The 13,357-nt window shown below is 38.5% G+C and carries 10 protein-coding genes; 8 read left to right on the top strand and 2 right to left on the bottom strand.

All coding sequences use genetic code 11. The annotated features are described in order from the left end of the window. The first annotated feature begins 291 nt into the window (after window positions 1-291). The 8 genes from HC965_RS21100 (at window position 292) to HC965_RS21065 (ending at window position 6,617) form a co-directional block, all read left to right on the top strand. Window positions 292-645, top strand: coding sequence for a helix-turn-helix domain-containing protein (locus HC965_RS21100; protein WP_191033310.1), 354 nt, complete (start codon window positions 292-294; stop codon window positions 643-645). Continuing rightward, window positions 642-1,241, top strand: a complete 600-nt coding sequence (locus HC965_RS21095) for a BT4734/BF3469 family protein (RefSeq protein WP_191033309.1) — start codon at window positions 642-644, stop codon at window positions 1,239-1,241. Before HC965_RS21100 ends, HC965_RS21095 begins: the two co-directional genes overlap by 4 nt. Then, window positions 1,192-2,994, top strand: coding sequence for a DUF3987 domain-containing protein (locus tag HC965_RS21090; protein ID WP_191033308.1), 1,803 nt, complete (start codon window positions 1,192-1,194; stop codon window positions 2,992-2,994). The genes HC965_RS21095 and HC965_RS21090 overlap by 50 nt, the downstream gene beginning before the upstream one ends. Before the next feature lie 102 nt (window positions 2,995-3,096). Then, the gene (locus HC965_RS21085) at window positions 3,097-3,465 is read left to right on the top strand and encodes a MobC family plasmid mobilization relaxosome protein (RefSeq protein WP_191033307.1); all 369 of its coding nucleotides are present in this window, start codon (window positions 3,097-3,099) and stop codon (window positions 3,463-3,465) included. Further along, window positions 3,449-4,348 (top strand): relaxase/mobilization nuclease domain-containing protein, encoded by a 900-nt coding sequence (locus tag HC965_RS21080; RefSeq protein WP_191033306.1) that lies wholly within the window; start codon window positions 3,449-3,451, stop codon window positions 4,346-4,348. The genes HC965_RS21085 and HC965_RS21080 overlap by 17 nt, the downstream gene beginning before the upstream one ends. Further along, window positions 4,348-4,986, top strand: a complete 639-nt coding sequence (locus HC965_RS21075; protein WP_191033305.1) for a hypothetical protein — start codon at window positions 4,348-4,350, stop codon at window positions 4,984-4,986. The genes HC965_RS21080 and HC965_RS21075 overlap by 1 nt, the downstream gene beginning before the upstream one ends. A 129-nt stretch (window positions 4,987-5,115) precedes the next feature. Beyond that, window positions 5,116-5,721 carry a master DNA invertase Mpi family serine-type recombinase gene (locus tag HC965_RS21070; RefSeq protein WP_004302103.1) on the top strand — a complete coding sequence of 202 codons (606 nt, stop codon included), beginning with the start codon at window positions 5,116-5,118 and terminating at the stop codon, window positions 5,719-5,721. Further along, on the top strand, window positions 5,718-6,617 hold the full coding sequence (locus HC965_RS21065) for a class I SAM-dependent DNA methyltransferase (protein ID WP_191033304.1): 900 nt from the start codon (window positions 5,718-5,720) through the stop codon (window positions 6,615-6,617). The genes HC965_RS21070 and HC965_RS21065 overlap by 4 nt, the downstream gene beginning before the upstream one ends. Window positions 6,618-6,622: 5 nt before the next feature. Here the strand turns inward: HC965_RS21065 and HC965_RS21060 are convergent, their stop codons facing one another. Together HC965_RS21060 and HC965_RS21055 are read right to left on the bottom strand one after the other, a co-directional pair. Beyond that, window positions 6,623-10,003 (bottom strand): N-6 DNA methylase, encoded by a 3,381-nt coding sequence (locus tag HC965_RS21060; RefSeq protein ID WP_191033303.1) that lies wholly within the window; start codon window positions 10,001-10,003, stop codon window positions 6,623-6,625. 17 nt (window positions 10,004-10,020) lie between these two features. Further along, complete coding sequence (locus HC965_RS21055) at window positions 10,021-13,347, bottom strand: helicase-related protein (RefSeq protein ID WP_191033302.1); 3,327 nt, start codon at window positions 13,345-13,347, stop codon at window positions 10,021-10,023. Between the last annotated feature and the right edge of the window lie 10 nt (window positions 13,348-13,357).

Genomic DNA, 13,357 nt, shown 5'->3' with positions numbered 1-13,357 from the left:
AATGTCGCATAAAAAAACTGCACTCCTAAAGTTTTGTGTCCAACTTTTGGGGTGCAGTTCACATCGACTTTTTGAGGGGGATTTTGTAGCATAGAGGCTTTCGGTAAGGAGTGTGTTAGTCCCAATAGTGGCTTATTCCCCTTTTATTATGGCTTCCAATAAATTCTCGCATTAATGAAACTTAAATCTGTCAGTGGTAAATGAGCGGTTGATTGGTGGCGGTCAAGCACCTATTTAGCACCTATAAGCATCCCTATACTTTTGCGGCATCAACTTTAATACGAAGAAAAAATGGCTTATAAAGTAAATTCATTGGAGGAAATGCCGAATGCGCTGTCCTACCTGATTGAGTCCGTAGAAGCACTACAATCCAAAGTAAATGCCTTGCAGCATAAGCAGGCAAGTAATTCACCTAAGTGGATGGATATAGACGAACTTTGCGCTTATCTTCCATCGCATCCAGCCAAACAAACGGTTTATGGATGGGTATCAACCAAACAGATTCCCGTACATAAAATAAATAAGGCGTTGGCTTTCCTGCAATCGGAAATTGATGATTGGTTGAAGAGCAAATCGCATAAGACACAGGATGACTTAATGGAAGAAGCCAGACGATTTGTCGAATCTAAAAAGATTATCAGATGATGGAAACGACAGACTATTGCTTTTCATTCTTTCGCAAGCCCATTCAAAACATCGAACCGATAAGGGCGGTAGGTATTGTGGATGTGTATCGTTATATTATCGGACATTATGCGCAACCGCAAACCGAGGCCCTGCGTTTGATGATGTCTTCTCTCGAAGCCAAAAGATATAAAGCCACTCATTTCGACTATTGTACTTTTTCGGGATTATTCCGAAAACGGAATGAAAAGGAACTGATTATGCACTCAGGATTGATGTGTTTGGATTTCGATCATGTGGAGAACATTGGGGAGTTAAAGCAACAATTACTCAACCATGAGTATTTTGATACGGAACTGTTATTTGTCAGTCCATCCGGTAATGGATTGAAGTGGATAATATCTGTTGACTTGAAAGGCTGGGAACATTCCCGGTACTTTAAGGCTGTTGCCAACTGCATCAAAGCAACAGGTTTGCCATTAGTGGATATGTCCGGCAGTGATGTAGCTCGTTCATGCTTCTTACCTTATGACCCACAAGCATATATTAACCATAAATACAAAGATGATGTCGAAGAAAATATTTTTCGCCCAAGATTGGGAGAATCTCCCTTCTGAAATACAGCAGACATATACAGCAAGTATTACCCCTATATGTAATAAGGTAGAGGAAGATGTGGAATGTGTTGTTCGGGAGATAGAACAACGTGCCATTGATATAGCACCCAGTTATAAAGATTGGGTGGAGTTGGGATTTGCACTTGTGGACGGATTGGGAGAGAATGGACGGGAGTATTATCACCGCATCAGCAGGTTTTACCCTACCTATCAAAGGGAAGAAACGGACAAACAATATACGCAGTGTTTGCAATCCAAAGGACAAGGCATTACTATCCGTTCTTTCTTCCATTTGGTAAATCAAGCTGGAATCTCATTGGCTCCGTTCTGCAAAGAGCATTTATCCATTTTGCCAAATATCCAAAATGGTAAAACGGGTAAATGGATAAAATTAGAAGAAGAACTTCCTGCATTTCCTGAATGTGTGTTTGAACATCTTCCCCCTTTTCTAAATGAGGTTGTCAATAACTCCATTTCGGTAGATGACCGTGATACAATATTGATTGGGGCTATTGTTTCTTTATCTGTCTGCTTCCATAATGTTTGTGGTGTGTACGATGAGCGCATTGTTTATCCGAATCTATATCTGTTCGTGGTGGCAGATGCCGGTATGGGAAAAGGAGCATTGACCTTATGCCGAGAACTTGTAGCTCCTATCAACCGCCATTTGCATGAACTTTCAAAACAATTGGAACTGGAATACAAAGAAGCGATGAATACTTATATCAAAGGCAAGAAAGATAGCAGAATGTCTATGCCAGCCGAACCACCCATGCGAATGCTTGTTATTCCTGCCAATAGCAGCGCAAGTTCCTTCTTGAAGATATTGGGAGATAATGACGGAATCGGACTGTTGTTTGAATCGGAGGGCGACACATTAAGCCAAACATTGAAGTCTGACTATGGTAATTATTCCGATGTGTTGCGAAAGGCATTCCATCATGAACTGGTAAGTTTAAGTCGGCGCAAGGACAGGGAGTATTGCGAAGTAGCTAATCCGAGAGTTTCGGTAGCTTTGGCTGGAACTCCAGAGCAAGTAAGAAGATTGATACCTGATGCGGAGAACGGATTGATGAGTCGCTTTTGTTTTTATATTATCCGCTTCAAACGAGGTATAAGAAATGTATTTGCCACAAGCGACATTTCTCAATCCAAGAATGCCATGTTCAAACTGTTGGGAGATAAATTCTGCCATTTGCATGAGGAATTTGTACGGCAGGGTAATTATTCCTTTTCTCTTCCCTCTGATTTACAGGAACACTTTATTGAATATCTCAGTCGGGTGAATGAGGAATGTTGTGACGAAGTGGATAACAAGATACAAGGAGTAGTCAGACGGATGGGACTGATTGCTTATCGTATAATGATGGTGTTGACCGCTGTCCGACATTTGGGTAATGTGATTCACGAATCTTCTTCTGACGAGACTGTACAATTGGTTTGCCATGAGTTCGACTATTCTATAGCCATGAGTATTTGCGACACTCTGCTTTATCATGCCGTATTCATTTATCAGAATTTGTCAGGAAATCAGTCAAAACGATTCAATACCGCTACGCCAGAGACAGGCGTTTATGCACGAAGGAGTATCCTTTATAATATGTTGCCTGGCACTTTCACAAAGAAAGATTATGATGTGGCAGTTTCAGCTTTGGGTGAGAATGGAAGCACGGCAAACAAGTGGATAGAAGCCTTTATTAAAGATGGCAAGCTATGCCGAATAGAGCAGGGGAAATATAGGAAGATTTTTTGAGTGGCAAGTTTGTGTTTTAGTGTCACTAAAACCTATGCGGAAAACGGATAAAACTGCCACTCTCAAAAAATCAAATTATCAATATCGAAAGTCAATATGAGTATGAAGGAAAAGAAACTTGGTGGTCGCCCTAAGTTGGCGAGTTATCAGAAACGCACGAAATGTTTTCGGGTAATGTTTACTGAGAACGACTACATTTATATCCAATCCAAAGCGGAACAGGCAGGATTGTCTGTCAATGAATTTTGCCATCAGGCGGCAATGGGCTGCCAAGTCGGTCAGCGCATCAGTCCGGAAATGGTATCGGCAATTCGTGACCTTTCCGGTATCGCCAATAACGTCAATCAGATTGCCCATCAGATGCACATCTATGGATTGGAAACAGTCAAACAACAATGCTTTTCAATTATATCAGAAGTCAGCAGAATCATCACCCAAGTAAAGAATAACAATCATGATAGCGAAGATTAAAACAAGAACGGATTTTGGAGGAATAGTGAATTATGCCAATGACCAAAAGAACAAGAAAAAGAGTGCCACACTTTTGGCACACGAAGGAGTTTGTGCCATTAGCAATAAAGCCATAGCTGATTCTTTTCAGATACAAGCGTCTATGCGCCCGAAAGTAAAAAGTCCGGTGAAACACGTATCGCTTGCTTTCTCTTCGCAAGACATTAGCCGTTTTCCCGATAACGAAGAAGGAGATGCACTGATGGTAGAGATTACCAAGAAGTGGATGGAACAAATGGGGATTCGCAATACTCAATATATCATAGCCCGGCATCACGACACGAAACATCCTCATTGTCATTTAGTATTTAACAGGATAGACAATGATGGCAATCTCATTTCTGACAGCAATGAAAGAATACGTAACACTAAAGTCTGTCGGGCTTTGACTAAAGAGTATGAATTGTACTTTGCCCCTAAAAATAGCAAAGCCAGAAATAAGAGCCGTTTGCGTCCTTACCAATTGCGAAAATATAATCTACGTTCTGCAACTCTTGATGCGTTGGCTGTATCTCGTTCATGGCATGACTTTCTTCGTATTCTCAAAGATCAGGGTATAGATATGCGTTTTAATCGTGCTGAGAACTCTGATAAAATTCGTGGTATATCATTCTGTCAAAATGAGTATAGTATAGCCGGTTCTAAACTTGACCGTGATTTGAGCTTTAACAGCCTTTGCGTTACGTTGGGCAATGTGGCATCGGAACTGATTGTTCAACCTCATCAAGCCATAACTTCCGGTGGAGGTGGAGGAACAAATAATGAACAAGGATGGCGAGACGACAAAGACAAGGATAACCAAAGAAACGAACCTTTTTATAAACCCTCAAAACGTAGAAGATAATGAAAGAAGATGTAGTAGCTGCAAATCTTACAAATTTGCGTCAAAGTATTAGTGAATTGAAGGAATGCATTGATAGGCAAAATGTCACTGCTACTCAGCCGGAGCAATTTATAAAAGTGAATTTAGATGAAAAGACCATTTATAATGGAGTCGCCAAAAGTTTCTGTACTTGTTGGAACGATGCGCTATCAGTAGTAAAGAAACATATTTGGAAACAACAGCCGGACACATTGCCGTTTTCACTGTGGTTCCCGAAACTCATTGAACTTTTCAAGCAGAAGTACAAACTTCTTGAATATCTTTATAGGCATGTTTGTGATTACAATCTCAACCGTATGACTATTGAGACAAATACCGAAAGCATATTAAAACGGCAGAATGAGATACTTACGAAAATTAATGAACTGAAAAATCCAGTAACCATTATTCCACCCAATATCAATGGGATGTTTATACGTGGTTATCATATTAAACTCCGATATATTGTAATCTTTATTATCGCTATTATGATGTGGGCAGTTGCTGCTTCTATTAGTAGTATGAAGTATAAAGAAGAATCCTTTGCGCATTATTCAATGTATCGGGCTGTAAAGGAACAATCTGAATTTATATTTAAAATACTGGAGAACTCAAAATAAAGAAATAGAATCTATTACATATAAAAATACTGCTTATTAAGAATTTATTCTTTTATATCTTTATAAATATGGCTAAAAGGATTTTTCTTGTTATTATGGGAAAGTATAAATAATAAAAAAATGAGAATTATGATTTACGGATACATTAGAGTAAGCAGCGATAAGCAGACAGTAGAGAATCAGCGTTTTGAAATTAATAATTTCTGTGAACGTTATAAACTTGTAATTGATGGTTGGATTGAGGAAACCATTAGTGGTATGAAATCATACAATAAACGTGAATTGGGTAGGCTTTTGCTACAGATTCAGAAAGATGATCTCATTATCTGTGCAGAATTATCACGCTTGGGAAGAAATCTGTTCATGATTATGGAGATATTAAATATTTGTATGACCAAAGAATGTCGTGTGTGGACTATAAAAGACAACTATCGTCTTGGTGATGATATCCAAAGTAAGGTTCTTGCCTTTGCTTTTGGACTATCTGCTGAGATTGAACGTAATCTTATTAGCCAGCGCACGAAGGAGGCTTTGGCAAGAAAAAAAGCTGAAGGTGTGACGCTGGGACGACCAAAGGGAAGAAAAAGTTCTGTAGAAAAATACAAACTTCATGGAAAAGAAAATCTTATCCATGAACTTTTAAAGGCAAAAGTCTCTAAGCGTAAAATTTCAAAATTATGTAAAGTTGATAGAAATACGCTTGACCGTTTTATAAAACAGTTTTTGACGGAATGAAACCGAGCGTTTTCGTGCAGCAACAAGGCTTTGCTTGTAATTTCGGAGGCTCTGATTCGTGGGTGATTCTCTCGCCCATTGAGCAGAATATCAAACGCAAGATTGAGGCTACGGGAATACCCTTAAAGGATTGGGACATCCAAATAAACTATGGGATAAAAACTGGCTTCAATGATGCTTTTATTATTAGCACAGAAAAACGTGATGAAATATTAGCGAATTGCCAAACAGAAGATGAACGTGGAAGAACGGCTGAAATTATACGACCGATTCTGCGAGGCAGAGATATAAAGAGATATGGTTATAACTGGACTGGTTTGTGGCTAATCAATACTCATAATGGAGTTAAGGGGAAGCTACCTCGCATTCATATAGAGGATTACCCTGCAGTAAAGGCTCACTTGGACCAACATTGGGATGAAATTTCCACACGTACAGACAAAGGCGATACACCATACAACCTGCGCAACTGCGCATATATGGAGGATTTCTCGCGGCCAAAAATTCTCTATCCAGATATAATGAGGCTACCACGAAGCAAAGAACGAATGGAACAATATCCCTATTTTGCCCTTGACACAGAAAAGTTTGTTCCTGAAGCCACGCTTTTTATGATGACAGGCAATCACATAGAACAGATATGCAGGTTCTTGTGTTCAGAAATAGGATTCTTCGTTTTCGTAAGGTTTTATATGGGCCCTGTATTCGATAATACCGGATTCCGTTATAAGAAAGAATATCTCATGAAACTGCCCATACCTGTGATTCCGGAGTATGCCGAACCTGATTATGAGAAATTACTAGAGAAAAAGCTGGAACTGTCTGATGAAGAAAAGAGTCTTATATACTCATATAAAAACCAGCTTGTTTCAGAGTCACCCAACTCAGAATTGTGAATTGTTCAACTCAACGAGTCGGACAACTCACGGAGAATAGATATATCCAGTGTTGTGCTTTCCTCTACAAGCAGTTTCTCCTCATCGGTCAAGCCATAAAGAGAATACACCGTTTTGTCTATGGCCGTTTCATCTGAAGCATCCACGCATGCCTCAATAAAAAGCATGGTTTCTTTACTGCAATTAGCGGGCACAGGTAATTTCTCCACAAACATGGGCTTATACTCAAAGTAACCGCCATTGCGTGTAACACCGAGTTGCCTAATGTAGTAATCTGCCAACTTAGAGTTGAGTACAGCCAATAGATATTTGCTTGCTGGCACTATCATGGGAGAAGGGGCATTGATGAAACTGTCGTCTTCAACCAGCGCATAACTTGCCGTTAGATTAAGGTTTCCCCACACGATTTTTGGCCGCGAGAAATCCTCCCAATAGCTGATGCTGTCTTGGGTCTCAAACCACTTATTATTAGTTTTTTTACGCGCTTTCACTTTTTCGCCATTGATGATGTGTGTCTCGCCTGTTTGCTCAAGTCTCTCAATACCGAAAGTTAGGAGATAATTCTTTACCGCAGGGTATTGCTCTATGTCATAATGGCGAGATGGGAATGTAGCAATGAGGTATAAACCAGTCCAGTTATAACCATATCTCTTTATATCTCTGCCTCGCAGAATCGGTCGTATAAGTTCAGCTGTCCGAATACGTTCTTCTTCCGATTGGCAGTTGACAAGAATTTCGTTACGCTTCTCTGTGGAAATGATGAATGCTTCATTATAACCAGTAAGCACACCTCGATAGATATTTATATCCCAATCTTTAAGTGGAGTTCCCACCGCTTCAATCTTCTGCTTGATGCTCTGTTCAATGGGAGACAATATCACCCACGGGGCAGAGCCTGCAAAGTCGCACTCCACGCCTTGTTGCTGCACGAAAACGCTCAAATTCTTAACGCTGTCTTTATTCTGTTTGTTAGTAACAGCACACAGCGTCTTATGCTCGTTTGTTCCTTTGTCAAAAAGCAATATATTCGTGTCAACAGTTGCACTTTCAAAGATTTTTACTCCAGCGAAATCAATAAGCAGTTGTGGATTAGTATTCTTGGCAAAAAAATCGCGAGTCTTCTCACCATAACCAGCACGCATCCACTTATTGGATGTTATATAACAAAGGTGTCCATTCGATTTGAGCAACTGCCAACCGCGTTCATAGAAAAGACAATAAATATCTCCTGTTTTGGCATATGTTTTGTATCCACATGTCTCATAAAGCTTTGCTAATTCACCGCCGTTGTTCTGTAACTGGATGTAAGGAGGATTACCTATTACAATGTCAAATCCATCCTTCACATTGAACATCCATTCTGGGTCAAAAAAATCCGCTACAGCATTTTGGTCATAGGGATTCCAAGCAGCCAATTGTTTTGCATCTTCCGGAGCAAAATTTTCATCATCAGCAAGTAATTTTGCTAACTTTTCACGAAGAGATTTATCCTGCTCACGCAGAGTGCTTTTACGGTTAGCTGTCTTTGCAGAAAAATGCTCATGACGTACTCTTGTCAATTTTTCCTTTGTTGGCTGAATTTCTTGATTTTCAAATAAATTTCTTTGTATGTTGCGTTTCTTTTTTGCAATTAAAGAATTAGCAGCCACGAACTTCGTTTCCAGATTAGGCAATGTCGGAATACCAAAATTTGGTTGAGATACGTCTTTCTCACAATTGCAAATAAGTGAGATAAAGAAACGTAATTTGGTTATCTGTGCAGCGATGCTCTGAATATCACTACCATAGATGCAATTCTCTATGATTGCCAATTTCAAATCGTATATGTTTTCATTTGGTGATATACGAATGAGAATATCAATTATACGATTAAGCAACCCCATAGGGAATGCACCTGACCCACAGGCTGGGTCAAGAATCTTGATGGCCTTCAATTTCTCAGCAATAAGATTATAATCCTCTGCCTTACTCTTGTCGAAAGAAAAATCCTGCTCAAACAAGGAGCGAATTAAAGGTGCGTCACCTAAGTATGCAATAAGGCTTTCGTCCACCATATAGTTGACAACCTCACGAGGGGTGTAAAACGAGCCACTTTGATTTCGTGCCGTTTCCTTCGTTTCTGGATTGTATGCGCCTAAAAGATTTTCGAAGACCTTTCCCAACAATTCAGGATCAAGGGCTACTTGTTGTTCTTCTGGAGAATTTTCTTCGATAGTGAAATTGTAGCGACTTAGGATTGAAATTAATCCTTTTTCAGGTTCAAAGAACAGATTATTGGGCACTACTGCACGGTTTCGATAGCGTCCGTCAGCGAAGCATTTTTCGTTTCGACTAAAACCATCATAATTGAAAGCTTGTTCGACCCCATCAATAGTCTTAGTTTTATCAAGACATTCAAAAAGTCCTCCATTAAGAAATGGTACTTCTGAAAACAGATTGATGACCTCATTCTCGCTGATATTAAACATTTCTGCATATCGATATAAGGTTTTAATGTCTCTCTTTACATTAGTGGCAAACTTACGCTTGTTTCCCTGTTCATCCTCAATAGCACGGTTAAGTGTAGCAAAGAAAAGATTTTGAAGAATGGCATTATAGTAATTTCCAACTGTTTGATTGTAGGGATCAAACTCTTTCAGAATAGTTTGTAAATACTCTATGTCAAATAGTTTGTTAGGAATTAAATCTTTTTGTTTGATGAACCATACAAACATAATGCGAGTAATCATGCGGATAATTTTTGTTTCTAAATCCTCACGGTCGTCATCTTCTATGGTTGTATTGTTTGGGAAAGATACATGAGAAGAAGGTTCTATTGCCCATTGGTACCATTCAAACAAGTCTTTGTAGAATTGTTTGGTGAGTGCTTCGACAGAAAAAGCAGCTGTAATGTCGCTGAGGGTTTGTTTGCTGTTTTTTAATACACCAAACTGATCAATTGCAGTACGGCATCCACGCCCTTCACCAAGAAGATAGGTGTAACGCTTGGTGTTGGTCGATATTTTCTCATAATCACCTTGCTTATTGAATCCCCACGTTTCACTTACATATGAAAAACGAAGTACACTTTCATTTTTACGGTAACAGAATATAAATGCACCAGCATATCCCATATTACGCCAATCGGAAGTAAGCATATCACGTATACCTCGACGGTTACGTTCTATATCTACTTTTTCTGTAAGTTCTACTTCGTAGATAGCAATAGCTTCACCATCAGAAAGCGAAATCTTACCCAAATTGAGAGCGTCTTTAGCAAGTCTGCTATTTACATGTACTGCTGAAGGACGATTCCAAAAACTTACTTTGTTGAGAAATATGTCGTGAAGTAATTGTTGCCATGCGTCACGGTTATATCGGGATTCTATAACTTCTTTGTAGTTCATATTAATATCTTTATTATTTATGTAAATGATTCTGATAAAATAATTTCAGCTTTAGTCTCCTGCGGATTTAGTAATGCTTCCTGTGCAGTATAATAAGGAGCATACTTTTTTGCCATCTCAATGATTTCAGCAAGTGCTTCATCATGTGTCATACGAGTTTTTCCACCTATGCGGCGTAAGTCTTTTTGTATGCGTTGCAAGCGTTTTGCAATGTAGGTGATAACGCCGCGTTCTGCTAAAGTTTTAAGTTGAACAACTTTTATGTATAAGTCGTTATCATCAATCTCACGGATAAAGTTATTTAATAGGCTTACCGCAGTGCTGACTTGAGCCCCCATGGTTGTTTGTTCATCATGAGCCGTTTCTTGTGAACGCATTTCATCATCTTGTATCGCACGAAACTTCTGTAATGCTATATTTATGTGTTTATGGTGTTGTCCCATACGCTCTACTGGCTGTTCCTCTTTAACAGCCTTGAAATATTTAAGTGCATCAAGCACGGATAACTCTTCTGCTGTTTCAGATACTAAGAAGAATACTTTACGGAAATTTGTTTTCAAAAACACAAGAGTATCATTTGAAAGTGTTACTCCGTCTATTGTTTTTGCTTCACGACCTGTGCGGCTACGTAACGATAATTTGGCTATACGGTTGTATTCCCTCCGATTGGTTTGATAGAGCGTACGGAGTTCTTCATAATAAGGAAGTTCCTGATTACATTCTTCTTTCTGCTGTTTCATTCCTTCATCAAAGAGTTTACTAAGATCACGATCAAGTATTTCTTCTAGTGAATAAATTTGGTTATCTTCTCCAAATGTAGAATGGAAAGTTTGAATTTTACTCAATGCTATTTGATTGAGATTAATTTCACGATTTCCTTCACGTGACGGATAGAATACATAATTATATATATGTTTGGATACAGAGCCAATACGATTTACACGACCAATACGTTGCATTAACCTTGTGCTGTTCCATGGGGTATCATAATTTACAATTACGTTAGCACGATGCAAGTTCACGCCTTCTGCCAAAACATCCGTAGTAAGTATGATGTTGTAATCGTTGAGATTTGCTTTGTAATTCGCATCAAAATTTTCACGAATAGTTTTGAATTGCTTACTTCTGTTATCAGCAGAGATCACTAATACATCTTTACGGTTGATACGACGAGCTAAATATTTCACCGTATCAACAGATTCTGAAAATACAACAAGTTTTTGTTCGGAATTACGTTCTTTCTTAAACAACTCATGCTTAAGTAATTCATTGAATTTTGCAAACTTAGAATCGTCTTCATCTGTTATATCTTTCCATTCTGCATATAAGTTTTCAAGTATCTTTTGGTCGTTATTGAGCATTTCTATGAATTCAGGTTTGAAATCATCTACTGCAAAGATCGCGTTTTTCGGATTATCTTCCGCTTTGGCATTAAGTTTCTCTTCAATTTCGTCATCACTCAAACCTGATTCTAACAGTACGTTAATGTCGAGATCTGGAGCAATGAAAACTTTATTACGGTCGAACATATCAATCATATTTTGATTCGCTTGTCGGAAATTATCTAAAGATACTTGGAAGGCATAGAAACTACTTTCCAAACGTTTTACTAATCCGTTCTTACGAATACCAGCCAAACTACGGCTTATTAACTCCGCATTGTCATATAGTCCTTGCGCTACTTCTGGTTTAAGATAGGCAATGGCTTGATAGCGAGCGTATGCTAGTTTTTTTTCAAGCGTAAGCATAGCATGTTCAAACAAATCTGCAAGATGCTCATTCAATTCATAACGACTTTCATTAGGTCGTTCGACTTTCGGGAATCCGTTTATATCCTTGTTGTAACGAACAACGCTTTCGATATCTGTTCTTGTTCGGCGAACTGTTAAAGGTTTGATGACTCGGTCACGGACATGTTCTGCCAATTTTTTGAAACGGCTAATGTCAAAATCAGGTTCTCTCCTTAACCGCTTAAACTCTTTGATTAGTGGTGCGAAGAATGCTGTAAGGTTGGAAACTCCGTCAATAGTACAGCGACGTGGGTCTTGAAAGAGTTGTATCTCTGTGTATATATCAGCAGGAGTGTTGTTCATAGGCGTTGCAGATATGAGCATCACCTTCTTTTTATAACCAGATATATTGCCATTTTCAATGCGTGGCATCTTGCAGATTTCCTGTAATTGTTCAAAAGCAGAGGTTGTATGTGACCGGAATTTATGTGCTTCATCCACTAATATTAAATCAAATTCGTCTGCATTCCAATAATTATAATTGTCCTCGTCAAGAACTTTAGATAAACTTCCATTAGAAATAAAGTTTGCATACTTATCAATACCGAAATCTTTGAATGTAGCTTTCCAGTTTTGTTCTACAGCAGGTGGATATATCACAAGAATTTTTGTCTTGTCACGACCATTCTCAATTAAAAACTTTTTGGCTATCATGGTGGCGATGACTGTCTTCCCGAGACCAACAACATCTGCGAGAAAAAAGCCATCATAACGTATAAGTTTCTGAAATCCTTCTTCAACAGCATCCATTTGGTAGTCATATTTTGTGTAACCATCAGGCATATCGAAAGGATTATTGTCATCGGTTGCCATTACTCGGTCGGAGAAATATTCCATGAGCATTTTGATATAAAGATCATAAGGCGAAACATCTCCTTTGAGATAAGTTCTATCAATAGAAATTTTAACATCATCTGCGGTAATCTCACATCCTTCTGCTTCTTTCCACAACAATTCAAATTCATCTTTTGCAAATTTAACATCGTCATACCTATCCAATTTTACATTGAATTCGTATTGTCGTTCTTCTGTAATACCAAGTCCATTACCGGATAAATTACTTGATCCAGTAATAGCCATGCTTTGAGTATACTGGTTAAATTCATCAGGGTAGAGTACATAAATTTTCGCATGAATTCTTTTTGAAGGATGAGCCCGCAGTTCTAATTTTCCATCAATAAGGTCTTGTACCATTTGGAACACACCATCTTCTACTTCTTTATGATAATGTGACTGTTCTATATCTTGACGTATTTTGCGAAGACAGTCTTCTTTAACTTCTTCCTCTGCACCAAAAAATATTTTTCCTTGCCTTGCAGCTTGTGCTATATATTTATCTACATCAATACCTATTAGTATTCTTACTTTATTAATACTATTAAGGAATGGGCGCAAGGAAAAATAACCAGATGCTCGTAAGAATCCGACAACAGCATCAAGATTGCAAATATGAGGATTATGGTGTAGTATGCCCTCAAATTCTTTTATAAGGGTGTTGTTATCTCTATTGGTAAAGAAATTAGAGTGGGTATTTACTTTTTCAGCATTATCCATATTCTTAATA

It is taken from the genome of Bacteroides sp. GM023 (assembly GCF_014750685.1).
Classification (GTDB): Bacteria; Bacteroidota; Bacteroidia; order Bacteroidales; family Bacteroidaceae; genus Bacteroides.
The sequence above is the reverse complement of the archived record's forward strand: the minus strand, read 5'-3'. Positions and strand labels throughout refer to the sequence as shown.

Coding starts and splice junctions, on each gene's coding strand:
- HC965_RS21100 (WP_191033310.1), top strand. CDS start 292: ATGGCTTATAAAGTAAATTCATTGGAGGAAATGCCGAATGCGCTGTCC.
- HC965_RS21095 (WP_191033309.1), top strand. CDS start 642: ATGATGGAAACGACAGACTATTGCTTTTCATTCTTTCGCAAGCCCATT.
- HC965_RS21090 (WP_191033308.1), top strand. CDS start 1,192: ATGTCGAAGAAAATATTTTTCGCCCAAGATTGGGAGAATCTCCCTTCT.
- HC965_RS21085 (WP_191033307.1), top strand. CDS start 3,097: ATGAAGGAAAAGAAACTTGGTGGTCGCCCTAAGTTGGCGAGTTATCAG.
- HC965_RS21080 (WP_191033306.1), top strand. CDS start 3,449: ATGATAGCGAAGATTAAAACAAGAACGGATTTTGGAGGAATAGTGAAT.
- HC965_RS21075 (WP_191033305.1), top strand. CDS start 4,348: ATGAAAGAAGATGTAGTAGCTGCAAATCTTACAAATTTGCGTCAAAGT.
- HC965_RS21070 (WP_004302103.1), top strand. CDS start 5,116: ATGATTTACGGATACATTAGAGTAAGCAGCGATAAGCAGACAGTAGAG.
- HC965_RS21065 (WP_191033304.1), top strand. CDS start 5,718: ATGAAACCGAGCGTTTTCGTGCAGCAACAAGGCTTTGCTTGTAATTTC.
- HC965_RS21060 (WP_191033303.1), bottom strand. CDS start 10,003: ATGAACTACAAAGAAGTTATAGAATCCCGATATAACCGTGACGCATGG.
- HC965_RS21055 (WP_191033302.1), bottom strand. CDS start 13,347: ATGGATAATGCTGAAAAAGTAAATACCCACTCTAATTTCTTTACCAAT.